Origin of the sequence: Pseudomonas sp. Kh14, assembly GCF_900291005.1 — a bacterium.
Lineage (GTDB): Bacteria > Pseudomonadota > Gammaproteobacteria > Pseudomonadales > Pseudomonadaceae > Aquipseudomonas > Aquipseudomonas alloputida.
Map to the genome: position 1 here is coordinate 54907 of NZ_OLKJ01000036.1, position 23410 is coordinate 78316.

Consider the following 23410-nt stretch of genomic DNA (forward strand, 5'->3'; position numbering starts at 1 on the left):
AAATGCGTTTGTCACTCGATAACGATATTGAACAGTGCATCTGCGCGCTGCGGGTACAGTGCCGCCAAGCGCGGCCTGATACGCTCCAGTCGCTCAGCGATCCACTGATTCAACGTCAAGTTCGGATCAATCAGTAGCTTTTCTTTTGCAGACGTGGTGCTGCCGTTAACATCGACATAGTGCCGCGCAATTCCCGACACCTTTGCATCATCGAGATAATTCAGCATGACCGAAATATCAGGCGGCGGTACATCCAGGCGGTCAAGCGCATACTCGATCGCCAAAATATCGTTGATGCTTTGCAGGTAGGTACGTAGCCTGACATTGCCCTCATCGACAAGATAGTGCTGAAGCCGGCCGTAAGTCGTTACGAAGCGGCGCTTGCAAAAGTCATAGACTCGAAGCAGTTTTTTCATCTCTGCGAAATTTTCACGCACGCTACCCAAGCGATCCGTCAACACACCGTTGCCGTAATAGAACATATCGGAAAAAATCGAGGCAACCTTGGGAGAGCTGCAACCAGGCACAACAGTGATATCAAACGCGGCGTCATGAACGGTCAGAGAGTTAAGATGATGAGGGTATGCCTGCGAAAATACAGCCTCTGGCATATCCATAAATTTCAAAGCACACAGTTCAATATCAGCAAGCAACAAGTTTACCTGCCCTGCAACGTGCTCCGCACCCAGCAGCGGCGTCTTGTTATTGAGAACATCATACTGCTTGGAGGTTATTGCCCGCTGCGGCTCGTAAAACGCAAGCAGGTCATAATCAGACGAAGCATTCCCCATACCAAGAGGAATAGAGCCCATCAGCGAATAGCACAAAACGCGTACCGGGCAGTGCTGCTCCATTCGCTGGATAACATCGTCCACCTGCGCCTGCAAGTCAGGCTTCGCACACACATCAATCAGTTGCGCACGCATTATCGAGCCACCCACTCATCCAGTAAAAAGTCATACGCTTCGAGCGCAGCGGCCGACTGTGCGAAACGATCGGAAATGCGGTACAAATCCCTGACGCCACGGTCAAACTCGCTTTCTTGATAAGCATAGTGAATCGAGCAACCTAGCAGCGCAAACGCCTGGGCCAGAGGCTCGAGATCAGCGCTTTCTGCCCGCAGATGAACGCCACGGAGGCTGACCCTGCCGGTTTCGCTAAAGTTTCTCAGTACCAGCACACGGCACAACTTCAGCAACGTCTCATAGTAGGCACTTTCTGCCCGATACGGCGCTCTCAGAAAATACGAGTGCATTACTGGATAGGGCAATTCGGTGATGCCTGATCGCACCATGCAATCAATCAGCGCTTTCAAAGCAGGGTGATTAAGGTAGGCCTCATAGTCCGCACTCGACAGCTTCAGCGGAACCAGTGACCGCTTGCGATGAATCTGGAAGGCGGCACGGTGTTTGCCGCTGTCCATGTTGAAGTGGTTTTCTTCACTGTTCCAGTCCGCCTTCACCGCATGGTTCAAAAAGAACAAGGGATCGATAGATTCCGTTTGCCGCATGCGCTCATACACCTGCCTACGGCTTCTCAGCACGTTATCCACCCACGCGGCCGTTTGCGCGATACCAAATTGATCAGCCGCGTTGCGACAGTAAAGGTCCATGTAGTGGTCCGGTGTTGCGCCCGCCTCACCGTCAAACCACTTGAACAGCTCTAGGTAGGGGAACAGGGTAAACACCGGACTGTCCTGGAACAGGCCATTCCCGTTACGGCGCGCACAGACCAACAAGGCCGGTATCCACGCCAGCACGTCCCCCGACGCGTCACTGATGAGCGCATCATCCTTGTAGTCCGGATGAAAAAGCCCTCTCAGTGCAGGGATCTCAACGGGCAAGGTCAGCTGTTCGTCAATGATATGGTTATGAAGCTTTGCCATCTGCGCCCGGTCTTCAGCAGATCGCCACGACATGTTGGACCCATTCACCGGGCAAAAAATGACCCGTTCGAACCCCTCCGCGGCCAAGCCAAGCGCAATGCTTTCGTGCTCAAAAATATTGTTTACACAAATGATCACGAGTGCAGATTTGTCTGCATGCCCGACACTTGTGACTGGCAGCCCCTCGTGACGCTCTATTTCGGCAGCACGCTTGTCAATAAAGCCTGTGACATTGCAGCTAGCCCTCAGATAACGCGAAACCATCGTCCCACGATGGGCGGCACCGTACAGAACTATCGGCGTCTCGGCAGTCCAGATCATACCGGGCACACTCCCTTGAGCAGGCGCAAGAACTCCGCGTCTGGCTCACGCTCGCGTACGGGGAACGACATGAAAGCAGGATGTGTAACGACAACAGGAAGCGACTGCAGCTGCCTGCAATAATCCATCAGCGCCTGTGCCTGGTACGCTCTGAAATAAGCCTCCCACTCCGCCCGCTTCATTTTAAGCGGAATGCCGTCAAACCCCTGGCGCTCCAGATAGAAGGCGCGATGAGAGCCATCGAGAATATTGAAGCGGTGCGCGGCGCTATCAAACACGGCGACAGACGCAGCCTCTCGATAATAATCCCCCATATCGAAAAAGGTTTTCGCGCGATAAAAATCCAGCTGCGCTTGGGTAAACAATTCATCAAAAGGAAGCAGTGCCTTGACCACCGGATCATCCAGTCGGACGTTGGTCGCCCTGTCGATAACATCTTGTTCCTGATTTTGCCACTTGAAGTAGTCAGCGTAATCGTGATCAATGCCATCGTAAGATCGCCTTACGGTATAGACATAGTCCTTGTGCACAATGGCAGTCACATAATCTGACAACGCGCTCAGCAGGTAGTCACCTGCGTGCACCGTATACAGCTCGTCAAAACTGGCAAAGGGCACCGCATAATCACCCGAATAAAATGCGTTCCATGCGCGCGTCATGGCGGCCGCTTTTTCTCCACGGAGAAACGCGGGCAAGTGCAGTATTTTCGTATAGCCGACGCTTCGCAAGGTACGCGCAATCGGGGGGTGGGCAAGGCCATTTCCTATTGCCACGAACACCAGCGCATCACCGTGCATTTGAATGCACGTCTCCACATTCATCACCGGTACAGGCGCATTCGACACGCCTTCCGGATTACGATCAATGATGGCGCAAACATTCACACCGCATTGCATCAAACGCCGACAAAAGCCAACACCTATCTGACCGCCACCATAAATGACAACAGGCTGTTCTATCGTGGAAATTTTATTCATTGATCGCACATCCGATTTCCTTGCACAGCGACCGCTACGTATTTCGCTGATGAAAAAGCATATGAGCTACCGTGACATGTGGCACTCACGGCCTCTCAGGCACAGCGTAGAGCACTGCATCAAAGGTACTGGGCGAGTGACAGCGCAGGTAAAAGCGGTAGCCCAAATCAAAGCCTTGCAATTGCTCGGCTATTTCCCAGAGGTGTTCCGCACGGTGATAGATACTAATGGCCAGGTGGGGACGATGTGCACGCAGCAGGCCCGCCGCGCCGCGCAAGGCTGCCGGCTCTTCGCCTTCGATATCCATCTTGATGAAGTTCGGCGCGAATCCGGGCAAGGCATCATCCAGGCGCACACAACACACAGGGTTCCCGCCGGACTCTACAAGATGTCCCCCCGCCCCCAAGGTGGGGTCATACCCACTCAAACGGCTGCTGCCTGACACGCCACAGGGAAAATGGATTGCGCCCGGGACCTGGCCAAGTTGCGCCGTCAGATGACGATAGTTATCCAGGTCCGGCTCGAATGTCGCCAGGCTGGTGAAACGAAAACCGGCAGCCAGCAACGCCTGAACAGTGTCGCCGATGTATGCACCGCAATCGATGAACCGCAGCGGTTCAGGCAAACCCGGCACGTCTGCCGGGAAATACTGCTGCCCTGCTACCGAAGGAAGGCAACGCGGATCACCCAAGGTGCGGTACTTCACTATCGCGTCCAACAGCTGTTTGCTCGCCTCATCCTCCAGCGCAACCCGCAACGCTGCAATACGTGCTGCATGCTGTTCGTAAAAGCTGGGGGCAACCAGCCAGTAACGAAACGGCTGGTCTTCTGGATAAAGGCGAACGAATTCGACCAGGCTGACTATGCGACCAAACCCCAGCGCCTCCAGATCATCGAAAATGGTCCTGGTATCCACATGGGCGTTGAACAAACCTATCAACACACAGGCTTTAGTCGGGTCATGGTTAGCAGCCCAGTCTTGTGCACTAAAGACTGGTAAGCCGTCCACGTCGTGCAGGCTCTCATCGCGGTCGAGAAAGGCATCCACGCGCTGCCCTCGCGCAACGAGATAATCCCGCACGCACCGCCCGGCAAGCCTGGCCCCATACACCAACAGTTGGTCGAAGCCGAACTCATTCGCCATGATCGGCTACCTTGATCAGGACGGCATGCCCGTTGAGATTATGAAGGAAGCGGTATCCGCTGTTCTGCGCCACGAACTCGTTGACCATGCGCGTTACCCCTTCACAGCCAAAGAACCCGTAATCGTCGAAAACCACCACGGCTCCACGCACGAGCCTGGGCGCAGCCCAAAGCAGTACATCGCGAGCAGACTCATAGACGTCAACGTCAATATGCAGCAACGCCAGCCGGTCACTGACCTGTTCCGCGTTGTTCTCCGGGAACATGCCGACCAGTACGCGTACGTTATCTGCCACCCGGCAACGCTTGGCCATTTCCAGAACCAGGTCAACACCGGTATCAGCATGCTCGCCGCCGCTGTAGCTGGTGTCATGTGCCCCGGCCTTGACTACGCCAGTGAAAGTGTCCGCCAAAAAAACACTACGCCCCTCGCGCTGGCCGGCCATTGCCAGCAAACACCCCGAGCCACCGCGCCATACGCCAACCTCGAGAAAGTCGCCCTCAACGTTGTCAAGTTGGCGCGCCAGCGTCCACAACTCGTACAGCCGCATGATGTCGACCAGGGTGGCGTGGCGCACGGTCTGGTACACCTTCAAAAACGCGGCGTCATTGACCCACGGCGCGTGGCTGGCCATGGGCAGTACGCGGGCATGACGCACCTTGGGCGATTTATCATGCGCCCAGTCGTGCTGGCTACGCAGGTAGCCGTAGCACAACCCGGTCAAGCGACGCTTGAGCCACACCTTCATCTCTGAGGGTCCAGCGAAACAGCCATCTGCTGTGCCAGCTCTTCGCGGCTGAGGAACGGATACAAGTCTTCGAGCGCACCGGTTACCGGCTTGCCGTTCTCGTCCATGCGCGTCATCACCCGTGGAACACGCGGCTCCTCGATCTGCACAAGTACCTCACAGATCACCGGGCCATCGCGCTCCAGCACTGCCTGCAAATCAGCCTGCAAATCTTTGTGCGACTCGATGCGCGCATAACCCACACCATACGCACTGGCCAGTTGCGCCAGGTCCGGCAGCTGCAAGCCGCTGCTGGCATCGGCACCCACCAGCAGTTTGAAATGAGCACTCTGCGAGGCACGAATCGAGGCATAGCCCTGGTTGTTGATGACGAAGCATTTGACCGGCAGTTTCTGCGCGGCCAGGGTCGCCAGCTCCTGAATGTTCAGCTGCAAACCACCATCGCCTTCAACACACACGGTCGGCTGGCGGCCAGAGGCCAGACACGCGCCGATTGCCGACGGAATGCCAAAGCCCATCGACCCCGTGCCACGGTTGTGGAAGCAACGCTGGCCCTTCTTCAGGCGCAGGTTGAGCAGGAACAACTCGGAGGCGAAACCCGAGCTGCCCGGTGCGATCACGTCGCCTTCGTTGAGCAGCGAGGACAGCTGGTCAGTGAAGTAGTACATGCTCACGCCCTGGCTGTCGTCGGCGTGTTCGCTCTGCAACAGCGGGTATTGCTTGCGCCATTGCGCGATGCGCGCCAGCCAGTCGGCGTAGGACGGTAGGCGATCACGGGAAACCTGCGCAGCCAAGGCTTCAATGAACGGTTTCACATCCGAGACGACGGAGACCTCGATGGGCATCTGCAACTTGGCGATTTCCGCCGGATCGATATCCACCACAACTTTCTTCGAATAGGGCGCGAAGTGAGCATGGTTGTAGGCAGTCAGCGCCATATCCAGACGCGAACCAAGCACGATCAGCAGGTCGCAGTTCTGCAGCGCAAAGTTGGCCCAGCGCGGTGCTATGGAGCCTGGACGGCCGCCATAGAGCGGGTGCTCGTCTTCGATGATGTCCATGGCCAGCCACGTGGGCATGACCGGTACGCCTGCGGCTTCGATCAACTGGTTGAATGCATCAACCGCACCCGCCATGCGAATGCCACTGCCGGCGATGATGCCTGGGCGCTTGGCCTGGCGCAGTAAACTCACGGTTTGCTCAACCGCCGCACGGATGTCCGGTTGCTCCGCAGCCACGGGGCGCTGCGCCCGGCGCAAGGTCGCCGGGTCAATCCGGGCAGCCTGAACGTCCAGCGGTACATCCAGCCATACCGGGCCACGACGCCCGCTGAGCGCGGCATGTTCGAGCTGGTCGAAGACTTCGGCGACCGCCTCGGGATCGGTCAGGGTGAACGCCGCTTTGGTGATCGGCTCGACAATCGACACGATGTCGGCTTCCTGAACGCCCAGCATGCGCAGGCCGGTACCGGCTTTAAGGTCGGCACTCTTGACCTGGCCAGAAACGAAGAATACCGGCGTTGAGTCCAGCCAGGCACCCAGCACTGCCGTAACCGTATTGGTCGCACCTGGGCCACAGGTCGTCATGCATGCTGCCGGGCCACCCGTGAGCTTGCCGGCTGCTTCGGCGGCAATAGCCGCCGCCTGCTCGTGCAGGCAAAGCACCGGCTCCAGCTCGGGGTGGCGCCCCAGGGCGTCATTGAGGTGCATCGCACCGCCTCCCGGCAGAAAGTAGACCTGCCCCACGCCCAGACGCGCCAGGCGCTCCATGATGTAATCTGCTACACGGACAGTCTGTGTCACCTTGAATACCCTCTCGAAACCGGCACTTAAGCAAGCCGCGTCAAAAACTGCAGCGCCGACCAGAAGCCGGCACCATGATCCTTGTGCCCTTGCCAGACTTCAGGAATGAAGCTGACTTCGGGATGATTGCGAATCTGCGCCCAGGTGGCCGGCCAGTCGATGTCGCCGGTACCCATCACTACGCCTTCGCCGTTGGTACCCTTGGCATCGGCCACGTGCAGGTGCGCCGAATGCGGCAGCAGCAGCGCCAGCGCGGCCTGGAAGTCGAGGCCGAAGTGGAAGCAGGTCATCTGCAGGTGCGACAGGTCCAGACACAAGCGCAAGCCGTGCTCGCGGGCCTGGGCCGCCAGTTCGTCGGGCATCATGAAAATGTTCTGGTGGCGCTGGCCGCCGAAATGCCAAGGGAACGGCGCCATGTTCTGCGGGATCAGCTCGGTACCGGCGAAGTCCACCAGGCGGCAGGCTTCATGGAAGCGCTCGTAGAGTTCGGGGCGCATGGCCAGCGGGCGCGGCGCGTCGGCGGAGAAACCGCCGATGTTGGCGACGATCAGCCGGGCATCAGCCCCAGGGAAGAACTCGCCGATCTGCAGGGTGGCATCGACCACGCGCTGCAGATTGTCGATAGAACGCCGACGGTAGGCCGGGTCGTCTGCAACCAGATCCAGCAGCTCACTGTTCTCGAACAGCTCCGGCGCATGCACCACCAGACGCGAACAGTCCACTTCGGCCAGGAATGGCTGCGGTTTCAGGCTGAGGTCGCGATAAGACAGATGGAACTCGAACAAGTCCGGCTCGATGCGTCGCCGGTAGTCGCGGAAGTCGTGGTAGCGCACCGGCACCCCCCAGCGAACCGGCATGTCGAACGCCAGCTTCTGCTCGGGTTGCTGTTCCTGCAGGTCGCTCTCGAACAGGAAGTCACCCTGGACGATGTCGCGCCGTACCGGCTTGCCCAGCAGTTCCGGCAGCCGGTACGGCGGCAGGCCCTGGCCGGGGCTGGCGATGCGCAGCATGCCCTGCTCCAGTAACGCACCACACGGGATATCGCGGGCAGCGATCACGCTCTTGCCGAGGTTCTCGCGGTTCAGCAATTCGCCCTGACTGGCATGGCGACCTGGCCCTTGCCAAGGCAGCGCCAGTTCCAGTTGGCGGATGCCGTCCACCAGTTGGCGAAATTCGGTGGGCTCTAGGCTGGCGAGGTGATCCGGCCCTTCCATGTTGCGATCCAGGGTGATGTGGCGCTCCACCAACCGGGCGCCCAAGGCCACTGCGCCGAGGGTGATGGCAATACCGCGCTCATGGCCGGAATAGCCGATCAGGCCATGCAGCTCCTGCAGGCGGCACAAGTAGCCGAGCTGGATATCCGCTTCCGGTGCCGGGTAGGCGCTGTTGCAGTGCAGTAGCGCGAAAGGCGTGCCCAACGCGTTGAGCTGTTCGATGGCCCGGATGATTTCGTGCTCGAAAGACATGCCGGTGGACAGGATCAGTGGCTTACCCAGGCTGGCGGCCTTGGCGATCAAGTAAGGGTTGCACAAGTCTGCCGAGGCAATTTTCAAGGCAGCCACATCGAAGTGGGCCAGGGCATCGACGCTAGGCTCATCCCAGGGAGTGCACAGATAGGTGATGCCCTTTTGCGCACAATAAGTACGCACCTGGCGGTGCTCGTCGAGGCTCAGCTCAACCTTGTCCAGCAGATCCTGGATGTACTCCACGCCAAGATCTTCGGCACGCGAGCCATCAGCCTTGCGCCGGTACAGCGCCTCGCGATTGCGCAGCTGGAATTTGACGCAGTCGGCTCCAGCCGCAATGGCTGCATCCACCAGTTGCCTGGCCAATGCCAGCGAGCCGTTGTGGTTGTTGCCGATCTCAGCGATGACGTAGACACGCCCGCCACCCAGGGCAATGCCGTCGAGAAGAATTGGGGTCATTGAATTTTCGTCCGCCAAGAAGTTACACCACAGGACTCAAAGCGGAAACCTTGAGTCTGGCAGCCCAGTGCGCGCACCGCATGCACCACACGCTGGCGATGCTGGGGCTGTACGTAGAACAGGAAGAAGCCACCGCCACCGGCACCCAGCAGCTTGCCGCCGAGCGCGCCTGCAGCCAGCGCCGCGGCGTAGATTTGATCAAGGTGGCCATGGCTAATGGCCGAGGAAAAGCACTTTTTCAGGCGCCAGGCTTCGTCCATGCACAGGCCGAAATCGCGGAGCTCACCGCGAATCAGATAGCGGTGCATGCGTCGACAGAGCGCTACGCTGGCGTGGAGCAGGTCTGTTTGAGAGGACTCGGCCTGCATCTCCTCACGCTGCAGGTCGTGCAGGCGGCCTGAATCGTGAGAAATGCCGGTGTCACACAGGACCAGGCAGGATTCCAGCTCATTGCGGATCGCCTCTTCCAGGCGAATCGGATGGACTAGATTGCGCTGGTTCTCGAACTCGATCAGGTTGAAGCCACCGAAGGCCGAGGCATACTGATCTTGCCAGCCACCGGCAATACCGAAGCAAAGGCGCTCGGCCTGGAACGCCAGTTCGGCAATTTCATAGGTGCTCCAGCGATCCTGGCGCAATTCATTGAATACCGCGATTGTGGCTGTGGTGGCAGCGGAGGAGCCGCCCAGCCCGGAGCCCACGGGGAAATCCGAACGCAGGTAAAGATCGAAACCGTATTGCGGCTTTATCAGCGAAACGATGGTCGCCAACAGGCTTTTTTCACTGGCGGCTAGCAGGTCAGCCAGTGAGTCGTAGTCCTCCTCACGCCCCAGATCTTCGGAGAAAATGCGGATGCCACGGTCACTCCGTGGAACAAGGGTGGCGTGAGCATAAAGACCGACAGTACAGCTGAGCACCGCTGCCGGGTGGTCAATGAAGAAATATGTCAGGTCCGCACCGCCGCCGCAGAAGCTCATGCGCACCGGCGCGCGGGCCCGCGCCAGTACCGGTACTTCCGGGCTGGCCGCCATCAGGCGGGTAAAGACTTCCACCAGGCGCCCCTGCTCATCCACGGCCGGGATGGCGTTGAAACCCAGGTCGAAAGCCTTGAGCAACTCCTCCCGCGACGCACCGGCTTGAACAGCGCGGTAGTGGGTGTTCATGCAAGTTGTTACTGGCAGGTCGGTCTGGCCGCCCTGCAGCAGGTGGCGACGCACATCGCCGTTGGTCACCACGCCCAGCAGACGGCGGTCGTCAGCAACCACAAAGGCGATCTGCAAGGCGCCTGCCTCAATGCACTTGACTGCATCGAGAATGCTTTGGCGATCGCCAATGCTGAGGGTCTGCACAAGCAGGCTCATAGCGAAGTATCCGGAAGAAATTCGTGGGTGTAGCGCGCAAGCGACTCTGGCGTGCCGATATCGATGAAACGCCCGCTGTAATCGACAACTGTCACGGCCGCTTGCTGGAGCAACTCAGGCAACAGATCGTGCTCCATGGAGCATGCACGAACAGGCGTAGTGGTGAAGGCCGACGCGGTGAAGGCATACACCCCTGCATTGATAAGGCCGGCGCCTGGCACGCCCTTTTCCTGCAGCGCAGCCATGTGCCCGGTTGCAGTCAGCGCCAAGCTGCCATACCGGCTGCGGTCACTGACCCGAGCCGCCAGTACCGCGTTACCTTCGCTCTGGAGCATCTGACGGTAACCCTGCACCTCCACAAAAGTGTCGGCATTGAGTACCAAGTACCTCCCCTGCGCAGGTTGCTCGCGCAACGCGTTGAGCAGCGCCCCGCCGGTTCCCAGAGGGTTCTCCTCCACCACCATCGACAGCGGCAGACCGGCCTGGCGAGACAGCTCGGCAAGCTGCTCGGCCACCTGCTCAGCGCGGTAATGCGCGCACAGTACACCTTCGCTGACGCCAGCACGGGCCAACTGGCTTAGTACGCGCGCCAGAAAGGGCTCACCGCGAACGGGAACCAGGGCCTTCTGCGAGTCAGTGACACTGCGCAGACGCGTACCGAAACCACCACACAGGACGTAGGCGCGCATCAGCACGGCCTCTGCAGGTAGGTTTCCAGGCAGCGCGCCGCGTGTTCCAGATGGTCGTCGCTCAAGCCCGGCCACAGGCCAATCCAGAACGTGTCGTTCATGATTTTGTCAGTCACCGACAGCTCACCGGAAACCCGGTAGTGCAGCCCCTGCATGTAGGGCTGGCGCGTCAGGTTCCCGGCAAACAGCAAGCGCGTGCCCACATCCTGTTCATCCAGGTAGCGCAACAGCTCGACGCGATTGATGCCGCAGCCATCGCGTAGGGTGATCGGATAACCGAACCAGGAAGGGTCGCTTTCGCGGGTGGCCTGCGGCAGGATCAGTTTGTCCGCACAACCGGCCAGCCGGTCACTGAGCCAAGCGAAGTTGCGCTTGCGCGCGGCAACGAAATCATCAACCCGGTCCATCTGCGCCAGCGCGCAGGCGGCCTGCATGTCGGTGATCTTCAGGTTGTAGCCCAGATGCGAGTAGGTGTATTTGTGGTCGTAGCCCTGCGGCAGCCCCCCCATTTGCCAGCAGAAACGCTTGCTGCAGGTGTTGTCCTCGCCCGGCGCACAGTAGCAATCGCGGCCCCAGTCGCGGAACGACTCGATGATGCGCTTGAGCAACGGCGAGTCGGTAAACACCGCACCGCCCTCGCCCATGGTGATATGGTGCGCCGGATAGAAGCTGAGGGTGCCAATATCGCCGAAAGCGCCAACCATGCGACCCTGGTAGGTGGAACCCAGGGCATCGCAGCAGTCTTCGATCAGCCACAGGCCATGCTTGTCGCACAGGGCGCGCACAACGCTGAGGTCGAAGGGGTTGCCCAGGGTATGGGCCAGCATGATGGCCTTGGTCTTCGGGCCGATGGCCGCTTCGATCAGCGCCGGGTCGATGTTGTAGGTGCCCATCTCGATATCGACGAACACCGGAACCGCGCCGAACTGCAGGATCGGGTTGACGGTGGTCGGGAAGCCGGCAGCAACGCCGATCACCTCGTCACCCGGCTTGATCGCCCGGTCGCCGAGGCGTGGCGAGGTCAGTGCGGAAAACGCCAGCAAGTTGGCCGACGAGCCGGAGTTGGTGGTGAGTACGCAGCGACGCCCCAGGTACTTGGCCAGGCGCTTCTCGAACGCCTCGTTGAAGCGGCCGGTCGTCAGCCAGCCATCCAGCACGGCCTCGGTCATTGCCTGCAGCTCGCCGGCACCGATCACCTTGCCCGAAGGCGGAACATTGCTCTGCCCCGCCACGAAGGGTTTGGGCGCCATCTGCAGCTCGGCATAGCGCCCGACCAGCTCGGCAATCTGTTGGCGCAACTGCTGCGCCGTACTGTCACTCATGGATTCCGCCTTGGTGAACCGCGATCTGCTCGCGGGTAACGATGTTCATGTCACGCCCTGCGCGCCAGGCCAGGTGCCAGTCCAGGGTATGTTTCAGGGTGTCATCCAGCGACCAGCGCGGTGCCCAGCAAAGCACTTGCCGCGCCTTGCTGGAATCCAGTGCCAGCAAACTGGCTTCATGCGCCTGGACATCGCCGGCGACCGACCAGCGCGCATCGCCTGGCCAGCGCAGGGCAAGACGACGGACGATTTCGCCGACGGTGGCCAGCCCTGCGCTGTCCGGGCCGAAGTTCCAGGCTGTTGCGTATCGCTCGGCGTCCGTGAGCAAGCCCTGCGCCAGCTGCAGATAGCCCATCAGCGGGTCGAGCACGTGCTGCCAGGGGCGGGTCGCATGGGGATAGCGCAAGACCACTTCTTCACCGTCTTGCCAGGCGCGGAAGATATCCGGCAGCAAGCGCTCGGCAGACCAGTCCCCGCCACCCAGAACGTTGCCAGCACGTGCCGTGGCCAAGGCCACGCCGGCGGAGCGCAGGAACGAGTCGCGGTAGCTGGCGCACAGCAGTTCGACACAGGCCTTGCTGCTGCTATAGGGGTCGAAGCCGCCCAGGGCATCCTGCTCGCGGTAGGGCCAGGGCCACTCGCGGTTGTCGTAGCACTTGTCAGTGGTCACCACCAGCACTGCGCGCACCGAAGGCGTGGCACGCACCGCTTCCAGCAGGTTGAGCGTACCCATGACGTTGGTGGCGTAGGTGTCGCCTGGTGCACGGTAGGACTCGCGCACCAGCGGCTGAGCCGCCAGGTGCAGCACCAGTTCGGGTTGGAAATCCTGCATGGCACGCGCCAGGGCCGAGGCATCACGGATATCGGCGAAATCACCTGGAATCTGCTGTTGCAGTTGCGCGACCTGCCACAGCGATGGCGTGGTGGCGGCAGGCAAGGCGAAACCGCGCAGCTCGGCGCCAAGCTGGCGCAGCCACACGGCCAGCCAGCCGCCCTTGAAACCGGTATGCCCGGTCAGCAGGACGCGGCGCCCTGCCCAGAATGCCGGGTTCAGCGCCATAGCTGCCATGCTGCGTCGCCGTTTTTCCAGTGGGTTTCAAGCAACGTGCGATCACGCAGGGTATCCATCGGCTGCCAGAAGCCACGGTGCAAGTGGCTCATCAGCTGGCCGTCTTCGGCCAGACGGCGCATGGGCTCGTCTTCCCAAGTGGTGGCATCGCCCTGGATGTATTCGAGCACGGCCGGTTCAAGCACGAAGAAGCCGCCATTGATCCAGGCACCGTCGCCCGCCGGCTTTTCCTGAAAGCCACGCACCTGTTCGCCGTGCACGTCCAGGGCGCCATAGCGACCCGGCGGCTGTACAGCGGTAACCGTGGCCATCTTACCGTGCTGGCGGTGGAATTCGATAAGGCGCGGAATATCGACGTCGGACACACCGTCGCCGTAAGTCAGGCAAAAGGTTTCATTGCCGACGTAGTCGCGGACACGCTTCAGGCGGCCGCCGGTGGCGGTGTTTTCCCCGGTATCCACCAGCGTCACCCGCCACGGCTCAGCGTGGCGGTTATGGATATCCATGCGATTTTCCGCCATGTCGAAGGTCACGTCCGACATGTGCAGGAAGTAGTTGGCGAAGTACTCCTTGATCACATAGCCCTTGTAGCCCAGGCAAATGACGAAGTCGTTGATACCGTAGTGCGAGTAGATCTTCATGATGTGCCAGATGATCGGTTTGCCGCCTATCTCGATCATCGGCTTGGGGCGCAGGTGGGATTCTTCGCTGATGCGTGTGCCCAGCCCCCCGGCCAGAATTACTGCTTTCATTGTGTTGTTGGTCCGCATTGGTCGGAGGGGGCGGCGACAAAAAACTGGCCCCAGGCCCTTTATGCTGGTCAAAGCAAAACGCATGCCTGCTTTAGGGTCGCCCTGGGTGCGGCATCGGTTTTGTTACTGGGGGCTTTTCAAAGAGCGCTCAACTCATGCCAGCGCCGATTCGGACCGGCTAGCGAGCGCGGAAGAAGAAAGAATGGAGGGTGATTTGGGCGGCCTCTTCGCGGGTAAACCCGCGAAGAGGCTATCTCAGGCGCCCTACCAAGCGTCAATCCTCCGCCTGGTCCTCGCCGCCCTGTCGGCTCATACCGTACTTGCGCATCTTCTCGACCAGGGTAGTACGGCGAATACGCAAACGTTCAGCCGCGCGCGCAACGATACCGTTGGCATCGTCCAGCGCCTGCTGGATCAGTCCCTGCTCCAGGCTACCCAGGTAGTCCTTGAGGTCCAGGCCTTCGGGCGGCAGCATGGCGTGGTTGCTGAAGTTTGGTGTGTGGCCATTGATCGCCACGCGCTCTTCCAGGTCGCTGCGCAGGCTGTCGACCATCTGCTCGTCTTCGTCATCGACATAGCGGAATTTCTTCGGCAGTTCCGACACGCCAATGACCCCGTACGGGTGCATGATCGCCATGCGCTCGACCAGGTTGGCCAGCTCGCGCACATTGCCCGGCCAGCCGTGACGACACAGCGACATGATCGAAGCGGAATTGAAGCGAATGGAACCGCGCTTCTCGTGCTCCATGCGCGAAATGAGCTCGTTCATCAGCAACGGGATGTCTTCCACCCGCTCACGCAGCGGCGCCATTTCGATAGGGAACACGTTCAGGCGGTAGTACAGGTCTTCGCGGAAGGTGCCGTCCTCGATCATGGTTTCGAGGTTCTTGTGCGTCGCAGCGATGATGCGCACGTCGATGCTCTGGGTCTTGTTGCTGCCCACGCGCTCGAAGGTACGCTCCTGCAGCACACGCAGCAGCTTGACCTGCATCGGCAACGGCATGTCGCCGATTTCGTCGAGGAACAGGGTACCGCCGTTGGCCAGCTCGAAACGCCCGGCACGGCTGGTGATGGCCCCGGTAAAGGCGCCCTTCTCGTGGCCGAACAGTTCGCTTTCCAGCAGCTCGGCCGGGATCGCGCCACAGTTGACCGGCACGAACGGCGCTTCGCGGCGCTTGGAATGGTAGTGCAGGTTGCGCGCTACCACTTCCTTGCCGGTGCCGGACTCACCCAGGATCAGCACGCTGGCGTCGGTATCCGCCACTTGCTGCATCATCTGCCGCACGTGCTGAATGGCACGACTGGTGCCAACCAGGCTGCGGAACAGATTGGGTTCGCGCTGGCGACCCCGCTCGCGCGCCTGGTCATACATTTCGCGGTAGACCTGGGCACGGTGCAGCGAGTCCAGCAATTGGCTGTAGCTTGGCGGCATTTCCAGGTTGGAAAGCACCCGGCGGCGAAGGTCTTCCGGCAGCTCGGCGGAAGAAATTTCACCTAAAAGCAAAACCGGAAGGAACTCATCCCAGGTAGCCACTGTCTTAAGCAGCCCAAGCAGATTGCCCGGAGCATTCACGGTGCCGATGAGCACGCACAGCACTTCGCGGCTCGAGGACAATGGCTCGACCGCCTGCTGCCAGTCATGGCTGGCACACGCGAGGTTTTCTTCGCCGAGGAAGTTCAGCACCACCGCAAGGTCGCGGCGGCGCGCGCTGTCGTCATCGATCAGCAGAATCTTGGTTTCACGCCACATGCAATAGCAACTTCCCTAGTCATATCGGCGCCCTGCAGGGGCGTGCTCGACATCATTCCGACTGAATGGTCAGTGTTCGGACGTCTGAAATTCGAAAACAGCCACTAGTAAAGTCAAAAAGGCCCACACAGTCAAATTTATGGCGCCTTTTGTTAAGTCGTGCGCATCTTAACTGAAGAGATGGTAAACCTTCGATGCATTTTTCGCTTGATTGATCTGCATCATCTCTTCGGCAATTGCCTGGCGTTCACCGGTTGTCACATCGATCAGATTGCGGTAGAGCCGCAGCACCCCTTCCAGCTTCTCGCGCAGCAACGCCTGATCCATCGCATGGGTTTCCAGCACCTCGTCGATGCACGCGCGGCACGCCACATCCAGCTTGGCAATGGCTTCCCAGTCACGCTCACCCAAGGCCCCGATCAGGGCATCGCAGGTGTCATCGAGGCGTTGCAGTGCGGTCACGGTAATCTCCTTGCCATCAGCTGGCAGGCTGGGCGTCGGCAATGCCGTCCCAGCCACTTTTCACGGTAATCAGCAGCTGGGCAACTTCGTCGATAATGCTGGCATCGTTGTCCACATTGGCCTGCATCAGGCGGTTGGTCATGTAGACGTAGAGGGCGTCGAGCTTTTCGACGTACTCCGGGTTTTCGCTTTTTTCAGGCGACAAGCCATCGCGCAAGCCGATGATGATGTCGATCGCCTTGCCCAGCATCAGGCCTTTTTCCGCAATGTCGCCACGCGCCATCGCACCCTTGGCCTGCGCCATGCGATCGAGGCCGCCTTCCATCAGCATCTGCACCAGGCGATGGGGCGTGGCTTCGGAAATCTGGGCATGGGAATTGACCTTCTGGTACTGACGAAGGGCTCTCATGGGATTCATCTTGCGACCTCGTGACTGGCAGGCTTAAAGGGGGAGATATTCCTTGTATCGGGCAGGCGGCGAAAAACTTTACCGACCGATGACATGAAGCCCGGCATCTTGCAGGACTTCATGCAAGGTTCACGGATCAATCGTCGCTGTTCGCCTTGTTCAGTGCATTGAGGGTGCTCAGCACCGAGTCCTGCTGCTGGCGCAGCTGGGTGACCAGGGTATCCATGTTGTTGTACTTGTCCTGCAGGCTCTTTTGCAGGGCTTCCATGCGGGCGTCCAGGGTGTCCTGCTCGGTCTTGAGTTTGGTCAGGCTTTCGCTCAGAACTTTGGAGCGTTCGGCGAGGGTGCCGGTTGCGGCCTTGGCGAATGGCTCGGTGACTTTTTGCAGGCGCGCCAGCAGGCCATCCTTGCCATTGAAAATACTGGTCAGGTCCGCCGCGTTGGTGGAAGCAACCTTGTCCCACTTCTTGTCATCCAGGCTCAGCGCACCGCCGTCCTGGGCCGAAGTGACACCAAAAGCAGCGAGCGACTTCAAGGTACCGTTGCCTGCTACCGCATTGAGTTCCTCACGAATGGAGTTCATCAATGTGCGCATTGTGGCATCACCCGTCAGCGCCGCAGCCGTCATGGTGCCATCGGCATTCTTGGTCACTTTGGTTTCGGCGTTCATCACCTTCAACAATGCGTTGTAGGTATCGATGAAACCTTTGAGGCCCGACTTCAACGTTGTGGAACTGGTAGTCAGGGAGAGGATGGTCGCCGTAGGCTCGCTACTGGTAGCGTTGATCGGTGAAACACCCACCAGCTTAATATTGAGACCACTGACAGCATCGGTAATGTCATTGGTCTTGGACTTCATGGCAATGCCGTCCAGGGTGTACTCGGCGTCCGTCGGCTCATCGACAACGGTATAGCCGGTATCGATGCCCGAATTGCCGGAAAGGGTAATGTCAGAGCCCTCCCCCATTTTCGTCGAGGTGACGATCAGGCGAGAACCATTGGCATCCGTCAGCACGTTGGCGCTAAGGCCCGCTACGCCAAACTGGCTATTGATGCTGTCGCGCACCTGCTGCAATGTGGCGCCGGCGGGCACACTGAGGTCGAAGTCCTTGCCGCCCTGACTGATGGTCAGCGTAGTCGATGTACTGCCACTATTGACTACCGATCCCGCACCATCTGCATACACTTTGGTCGAAACTTTTGACGCAGTCGCCAACTTGTCGACGATCAGCTTGAACGAGCCGTTCGCAGCCCCAGTCCCCATGGTGACGGTCGCGACCTTTTCATCCGAAGACTTCAGGCTCAGACCCCCAAAGCTGTTGGTATCGGTCATGTTGGTCAAAGCGCCGCGGAATGCATCCAGGGCTGACTGAATCTTGCCAATAGAGGACAACGTGGTGGTTGCCTTCAGCGTTTGGGTATTGATCTGGGCCTGCTTGGGCGCTTTTTGCGCGGCCACCAGGGAATCGACGATCGCCTGGGTATCGATGCCCGAGCCAATACCGCTGACTGTTGTACCTGCCATCATTGCTCTCCTTGTTCAGTAGCTGCCGGATCCTTGGCGGATAAATCCATCAAATAGTCGACAACAACAAAAATCATGCCAGCCTATGCCTGACCGTCGAACAGCAGGCTGCTGGCTTCACTGAGGCTCTGCGCCAATTTCAGCGCAGCTTCCGATGGAAGTTGCCGGATCACCTCACCGGACTGGGTAGCAATCACCTTGACTACAATCCGACCCGTGGAATCGTCAATGGAAAAGTCCAGCTGGCGCTGGCTCGACTGGACGAAATCACGAATTTCGCCAACCGCTTTTTCCAGGTCCTCGCGCGAGTGTGGCTGATTATCGGAGGCAGCGGCTTCCTGCACCTTGGCAGGCGTAGCCGGATCCCGCTCGCGATCAGCTCCTGGCACCTGGGGTAACACGGCTGGATACACCTGGTTCAGCTTGACACTCATGTCCATGTTTCGAACTCCTCATGTCAAAAAGGGTGAAAGGGCACGTAAACGCGCCCTTTCACCCTTCACTCAAGCGCCTGAATTACTGAAGCAGTTTCAGGACCGACGATGGCAGCTGGTTAGCCTGCGACAGGATCGCAGTCGAAGCCTGCTGCAAAGTCTGCTGCTTGGTCAGCTCGGCAGTTTCCGAAGCGAAGTCCACGTCCTGCACGGTGGAGCGGGCAGCGGTGGAGTTCTTCTGGATGTTCTGCAGGTTGTCGACGGTGGTTTGCAGACGGTTCTGGGTAGCACCCAGGCCCGAACGGACGCTGTCGATCGAACCGATGGCTTTGTCGATAACGGCCAGAGCGTTCTGGGCGTTGGTGGCGTCGGTAACATCGGTATCGGCGATGGTGGTCTTGGCCGAAGACTTGGAAGCTGCACCGAACAGGTCAGTAGCGCCAGTACCGGTTGCACCATCGGCTACCGAGTAACCTTTTGCAGAGTCCAGGGAGATCTGGCCAGTTACAACTGATGTGTCATTAGCAGTACCGGAAAGCGTGGTCAGCGTGCCCGGGAAATCACCATTGCCATCACGCGCACCCACAGAAATGGCATCAGCGCCGGCCTGCGAGGTGAATTTCAGGTTCTCACCAGTGTCCGACTTCACCGACAGGCTCTTGGTCGATTCGTCGTAGTTGACGCTGATACCCAGCTTGGCGGCGTTGGACTTCAGCTGATCAGCCAGGCTTGCAGTGTCAGTAACACCGATGAAGCTGACGGTGCTGCCACCAACGGTCAGGTCAAAGTTGGCAGGAGTGGCTGCTGCACCACTTGCAACAGCCAGCTTGACTTCAGTGCTGGCAGAGGCAGTCAGACCACCGATTGCGCCATTGAGTTTGGCAGCAATATCTTTGGCCGAAGCACCCTCATCATAGCTGACAGTCTTGGTTTGGCCGTTGCCGGTTACAACCAGATCTGCTGCTGCAACGCCGCTAGCGCTTGGCGCAATAGTGCCGGATTTAATCTGCTGCGAGCCAATGCTCTTGGCCGAAACGTTGTCCAGCGCCAGGTTGATGGTTTCGTTGGCGTTGGCGCCGACCTGAATGGCCTTGGTGCCGTAGGAACCGTCCAGCAGCTTCTGACCACCGAAGGTGGTAGTTTCCGAGATACGGTTCAGCTCAGCGGTCAGAGCCTGGTATTCGTCGTTGTTCGACTTACGGTCGTCGGCGCTCAGCGAGCCAGTAGCCGAGGACAGGGCCAGGGTACGCATTTTCTGCAGGATGTCGGTCGAGGCCTGCATTGCACCTTCAGCGGTCTGGGCGATCGAGATACCGTCGTTGGCGTTCTTCACAGCCTGGCCCAGGCCATTGATCTGGCTGGTCAGACGGTTGGCGATCTGCAGGCCGGCAGCGTCGTCTTTAGCGCTGTTGATGCGCAGACCCGAGGACAGACGCTGCATCGAAGTGGTCTGAGCGTTGCTCGCCTTGGTCAGGTTGCCCTGGGTGGTGATCGACGCAATGTTGGTGTTTACAGTTAAAGCCATGACGAAATCCTCGTTGGATGGGTACTGCGGCTTCCGGCCTTGGCAACCGCCGGATTGGCCTAGAGAACCTTCGTAATGGTTATCGTCGGGTGCGCGGGTTGCTTGAGGGTTTTTTCAAAAAAAAAATACTGGCATGGGGCCAGCCCCGAGAAATCAAGGGGTTAAGGGCGGTTTATTGGCGTCAAAAACTGTTCGAGCTGGGCTGAATGCCTCATTCCGTCTGTAGGAGCGGGTTCACCCGCGAACACCGGCGAAGCCGGTGCCATAGACCGAGCTGCCTTCTTCGCGGGTAAACCCGCTCCTACAATGGGCTGCGTCAGGCAGAAGTTTATTTTCGGCAGAAAAAAAGCGCCGGGCGGGGGCCGCCGGGCGCTTTTGTGGGCTGACTGGGGATCAGTCGCGGTACAGGATGGCCGAGCCCCACGACAGGCCCACGCCGAAGCCACTGATCGCCACGCGCTTCCAGCTGCCATCGAGCATGTGCTTCTGCAGCAGCAGCGGAACGCTGGAGGACACCGTATTGCCGGTTTCCAGCATGTCCTTGACGAACTTCTCCGGGTGTTGCTCTTCAAAGCGTCGCGCCACGGCGTCGACAATCGCCGCACTGCCCTGGTGGATGCAGAAGGCGTCGATATCCGACGACTTCAGGCCGCTGGCGTCCAGCAACTCGTGCAGGTGCGCAGGCACTTTGATCAGGGCGAAGTTGAATACCTGGCGGCCGTTCATGAAGAACTTGCCGTCGCTGACTTTCAGGTGCTCGGCACCGGAACCGTCAGTGCCGAAACGCGCCTGGCCCAGGTTCCAAACCGCGTTTTCACCCATCCAGGTAGCGGTGGCGGCGTCGCCGAACAGCATGGTGGTGTTGCGGTCTTCCGGGTCGACGATCTTCGAATACGGGTCGGCGGTGATCAGCAGGCCGTTCTTGAGGCCTGCCGCTTCCATGAAGCCTTTGATCGCATACAGGCCATACACATAGCCGGAGCAGCCCAGCGACACGTCGAATGCCGCCACGCGGGTAGACAGGCCAAGTTTGCTCTGGACGATGGCTGCGGTGTGCGGCAGGCCTTCTTCGTCGCCGTTCTGGGTGACCACGATCAACGCATCGATCGATTGCGGATCAAGGTCGGGGTTGCTGGCGAACAGCGCCTGGGCGGCCTCTACGCACAAGTCGGAGGTTTCTTGCTCTTCGGCCTTGCGCGGCAGGAACGACGCACCGATCTTGCCGAACATGAACTCTTCGTCCTTGCCGAACTTCGCACCCTGAACGTAGTTGTCCAGGCCAGCGGTGGGCACGTAACTCGCAATGCTTTTGATGCCAATCATTCTGGCTTCCCAATGAAAACAGCCAAAGACCACCACTCGATGAATTGAGGGCGCCAAATACCGGAGCGGTCACCGCCAGGGGTTGTAGCCAGGGCTCGCCTGCGCACCGGTAACAAAATGCTGCAACAGCTGCTGCATAGAATACAGGGAAGATGAGCGTTTTGACTCATTGGTCACATTGAAATGCTACGAAAGCCGTGGCGAGGGTGTGGGGACTGGGGAATTTGCGGAATGACCGGGCGGGCACTGGACCCCGAATGATCAGCTTCGCAGCCGATATCGATGCGGCCGCTTCGCGGCCCTTTCGCGACGCAAGGCCGCTCCCACAAATACGCCACCTTCAGGAGAGAGGAGGACCTGTGGGAGCGGCCTTGTGTCGCGAAAGGGCTGCACAGCAGCCCCAGGAACAGGCACGCAGATCAGAGCTTGTTGAACAGGCTCAGCTGGGAAATACGCGAGAAGGCCAGCTGCGAGGCCTCCAGCATGGCCTGCTGCAAGGTCAGAGTGATGGCCGCCTGCGACATGTCGGTGTTGCCGATGGCGTTCTGGGTGGTCTTGTTGGCCAGCCCCAGGCTGGTGTTCTCCTGGCGTTGAATCTCAAGCGAGTTGCCGCGAGCACCGATGGAACCACGGGTGATATCGACCTGCTCACGGGCACTGGCCAGGTTTGCAATGGCCGAGGCCGCCGCATCTTTCAGCGCATTCGCCGCGCCAGCACCGGTCACCGGCGTTTCCAGTGCCGCCCGCAGTTGGCTGAGGGTTTCCAGCACGTTCTGGTTCTGGTGGGTATTGGCCGTGACCGCAAACTGGTCGCCTGCCTCCGGCGAACCGGAAACCTGGTAGGTCACCCCGGCCACCGTCAACGACGGCGCCGTAAAGGTACCTTTGGCGACCGGCTTGCTGTCGGCCGTCAGCGGCTGGGCATAGAACTCGTAAGCACCCGGCCCCGTGAACTTGATCACCGCACCATCACTGGGGAACGTGCTGCGATAGGCGGCCTCATCAGTCACACTACTGCTGGTGACCTGGGCGCTGGAGGTGTTGCTGCCATTTCGGGTGGTATTGAACGAATCCGGGCGTGCTTCCAGAGAGAACTCGCGCCCGCCCACGGCGGCGTCGGCATCGGCACCCTCCTTCAAGGTAACGGTTATTTCGAACTCCACGCCACGCAGGGCAATCTTGTTGGCACCTTCGGTTTTGCTGTCGAAGGTACCGTTGGTGGGCGTTTCCGAGGTGATGTCATTACCGTTGGCGTCAGTGATGGTGTACTGCGTCGCGCTGGTGAAGGTCAGCTTGTAGGGCTGGCCTGCCGTGAAACTGTTGTTGTAGGTGGTGCTCGAGGCCAGCAGACCAGACGACACCCCGACCACGCTATCGTCAGTCGCCGGCACCAGCAGGGTCGACTGGGTGCGGCTCTTGTTGCTGGCCGAGTCGAAGATGCTGAAACCGGTGTCGTTGGTGGCCAGGCTCAGGGTATCGGATACCTGCAGGCTCAGCTGGGTCTGGTCGCCGTGGTAGCTATAGGTGCCATCGGAGTTACGCACATAGGGCGGCGTGGTGCTCTTGGAGCCTCCGAACATGTAGTCGCCGTTGGCATCGCGCGAGTTGAGCAGGCCAAAGATGTTGGCCTCGATCTCTTTCAGCTCGGTGCCGATGGCCACGCGGTCAGAATCGGTCACCCCGGCGCCACCGGCACGGATCGCCAACTCGCTGGCGCGCTGCATGGCCTCGTTGATGGTGGAGAGCACGCTCTCCTCCTGCAACAGCGAGTTGCTCACGGTGTTGATGTTGCCGCTGTACTGGTCCAGCAACGATTGCTGCTGTTGCAGCAGCAGCAGGCGCGCAGCACCGACCGGGTCATCGGCTGCGGTCTGGATACGGATACCCGACGTCACCTGGTCGTTGGTCTTGTTCATGCTGGAGAAGTTCTTGGAGTAGCTACTGGCGCTGGCCTCATAGAACTGAGCAGTGGAAATACGCACGATAG

General features: G+C 59.6%; 20 protein-coding genes. All 20 read right to left on the reverse strand.

Annotated elements, in window-relative coordinates; genetic code table 11:
* Positions 1-11: 11 nt before the first annotated feature.
* Positions 12-926: a hypothetical protein gene (locus FQ668_RS20870; protein WP_014590143.1), complete on the reverse strand. Its 915-nt coding sequence runs from the start codon at positions 924-926 to the stop codon at positions 12-14.
* Positions 926-2206, reverse strand: a complete 1281-nt coding sequence (locus FQ668_RS20875) for a hypothetical protein (RefSeq protein ID WP_019438382.1) — start codon at positions 2204-2206, stop codon at positions 926-928. The genes FQ668_RS20870 and FQ668_RS20875 overlap by 1 nt, the downstream gene beginning before the upstream one ends.
* Positions 2203-3183, reverse strand: coding sequence for a hypothetical protein (locus FQ668_RS20880; RefSeq protein WP_023389425.1), 981 nt, complete (start codon positions 3181-3183; stop codon positions 2203-2205). The genes FQ668_RS20875 and FQ668_RS20880 overlap by 4 nt, the downstream gene beginning before the upstream one ends.
* An 85-nt stretch (positions 3184-3268) precedes the next feature.
* Complete coding sequence (locus FQ668_RS20885; RefSeq protein WP_019438380.1) at positions 3269-4327, reverse strand: FkbM family methyltransferase; 1059 nt, start codon at positions 4325-4327, stop codon at positions 3269-3271.
* The gene (locus FQ668_RS20890) at positions 4317-5075 is read right to left on the reverse strand and encodes a TylF/MycF/NovP-related O-methyltransferase (RefSeq protein ID WP_019438379.1); all 759 of its coding nucleotides are present in this window, start codon (positions 5073-5075) and stop codon (positions 4317-4319) included. The genes FQ668_RS20885 and FQ668_RS20890 overlap by 11 nt, the downstream gene beginning before the upstream one ends.
* Positions 5072-6877, reverse strand: coding sequence for a thiamine pyrophosphate-binding protein (locus FQ668_RS20895; RefSeq protein ID WP_230678087.1), 1806 nt, complete (start codon positions 6875-6877; stop codon positions 5072-5074). Before FQ668_RS20895 ends, FQ668_RS20890 begins: the two co-directional genes overlap by 4 nt.
* Before the next feature lie 26 nt (positions 6878-6903).
* Positions 6904-8802, reverse strand: coding sequence for an N-acetylneuraminate synthase family protein (locus FQ668_RS20900; protein ID WP_014590137.1), 1899 nt, complete (start codon positions 8800-8802; stop codon positions 6904-6906).
* The gene (locus FQ668_RS20905) at positions 8799-10163 is read right to left on the reverse strand and encodes a CBS domain-containing protein (protein ID WP_014590136.1); all 1365 of its coding nucleotides are present in this window, start codon (positions 10161-10163) and stop codon (positions 8799-8801) included. Before FQ668_RS20905 ends, FQ668_RS20900 begins: the two co-directional genes overlap by 4 nt.
* Positions 10160-10852 carry a sugar phosphate nucleotidyltransferase gene (locus tag FQ668_RS20910; RefSeq protein ID WP_014590135.1) on the reverse strand — a complete coding sequence of 231 codons (693 nt, stop codon included), beginning with the start codon at positions 10850-10852 and terminating at the stop codon, positions 10160-10162. Before FQ668_RS20910 ends, FQ668_RS20905 begins: the two co-directional genes overlap by 4 nt.
* Positions 10852-12174 (reverse strand): lipopolysaccharide biosynthesis protein RfbH, encoded by a 1323-nt coding sequence (gene rfbH / locus FQ668_RS20915; RefSeq protein ID WP_014590134.1) that lies wholly within the window; start codon positions 12172-12174, stop codon positions 10852-10854. Before rfbH ends, FQ668_RS20910 begins: the two co-directional genes overlap by 1 nt.
* Positions 12167-13243, reverse strand: coding sequence for a CDP-glucose 4,6-dehydratase (gene rfbG / locus FQ668_RS20920; protein WP_014590133.1), 1077 nt, complete (start codon positions 13241-13243; stop codon positions 12167-12169). Before rfbG ends, rfbH begins: the two co-directional genes overlap by 8 nt.
* Positions 13225-13995 (reverse strand): glucose-1-phosphate cytidylyltransferase, encoded by a 771-nt coding sequence (gene rfbF, locus FQ668_RS20925; protein ID WP_014590132.1) that lies wholly within the window; start codon positions 13993-13995, stop codon positions 13225-13227. Before rfbF ends, rfbG begins: the two co-directional genes overlap by 19 nt.
* A 274-nt stretch (positions 13996-14269) precedes the next feature.
* On the reverse strand, positions 14270-15745 hold the full coding sequence (gene fleQ / locus FQ668_RS20930) for a transcriptional regulator FleQ (RefSeq protein WP_010955093.1): 1476 nt from the start codon (positions 15743-15745) through the stop codon (positions 14270-14272).
* Positions 15746-15913: 168 nt separating this feature from the next.
* Positions 15914-16207, reverse strand: coding sequence for a hypothetical protein (locus tag FQ668_RS20935; protein WP_014590131.1), 294 nt, complete (start codon positions 16205-16207; stop codon positions 15914-15916).
* Between the two features lie 16 nt (positions 16208-16223).
* Entirely contained in the window at positions 16224-16625 is a 402-nt protein-coding gene (gene fliS / locus FQ668_RS20940; RefSeq protein ID WP_019438376.1) for a flagellar export chaperone FliS, read from the reverse strand.
* 127 nt (positions 16626-16752) lie between these two features.
* Positions 16753-18141 carry a flagellar filament capping protein FliD gene (gene fliD, locus FQ668_RS20945; RefSeq protein WP_019438375.1) on the reverse strand — a complete coding sequence of 463 codons (1389 nt, stop codon included), beginning with the start codon at positions 18139-18141 and terminating at the stop codon, positions 16753-16755.
* 83 nt (positions 18142-18224) lie between these two features.
* Positions 18225-18581, reverse strand: coding sequence for a flagellar protein FlaG (locus tag FQ668_RS20950; RefSeq protein WP_014590128.1), 357 nt, complete (start codon positions 18579-18581; stop codon positions 18225-18227).
* Between the two features lie 76 nt (positions 18582-18657).
* Positions 18658-20100: a flagellin gene (locus tag FQ668_RS20955; protein ID WP_014590127.1), complete on the reverse strand. Its 1443-nt coding sequence runs from the start codon at positions 20098-20100 to the stop codon at positions 18658-18660.
* A 393-nt stretch (positions 20101-20493) separates the two neighbouring features.
* Complete coding sequence (locus FQ668_RS20965) at positions 20494-21423, reverse strand: ketoacyl-ACP synthase III (RefSeq protein WP_003254453.1); 930 nt, start codon at positions 21421-21423, stop codon at positions 20494-20496.
* A 419-nt stretch (positions 21424-21842) separates the two neighbouring features.
* Complete coding sequence (locus FQ668_RS20970; RefSeq protein ID WP_019438374.1) at positions 21843-23405, reverse strand: flagellar hook-associated protein 3; 1563 nt, start codon at positions 23403-23405, stop codon at positions 21843-21845.
* Positions 23406-23410: the final 5 nt, after the last annotated feature.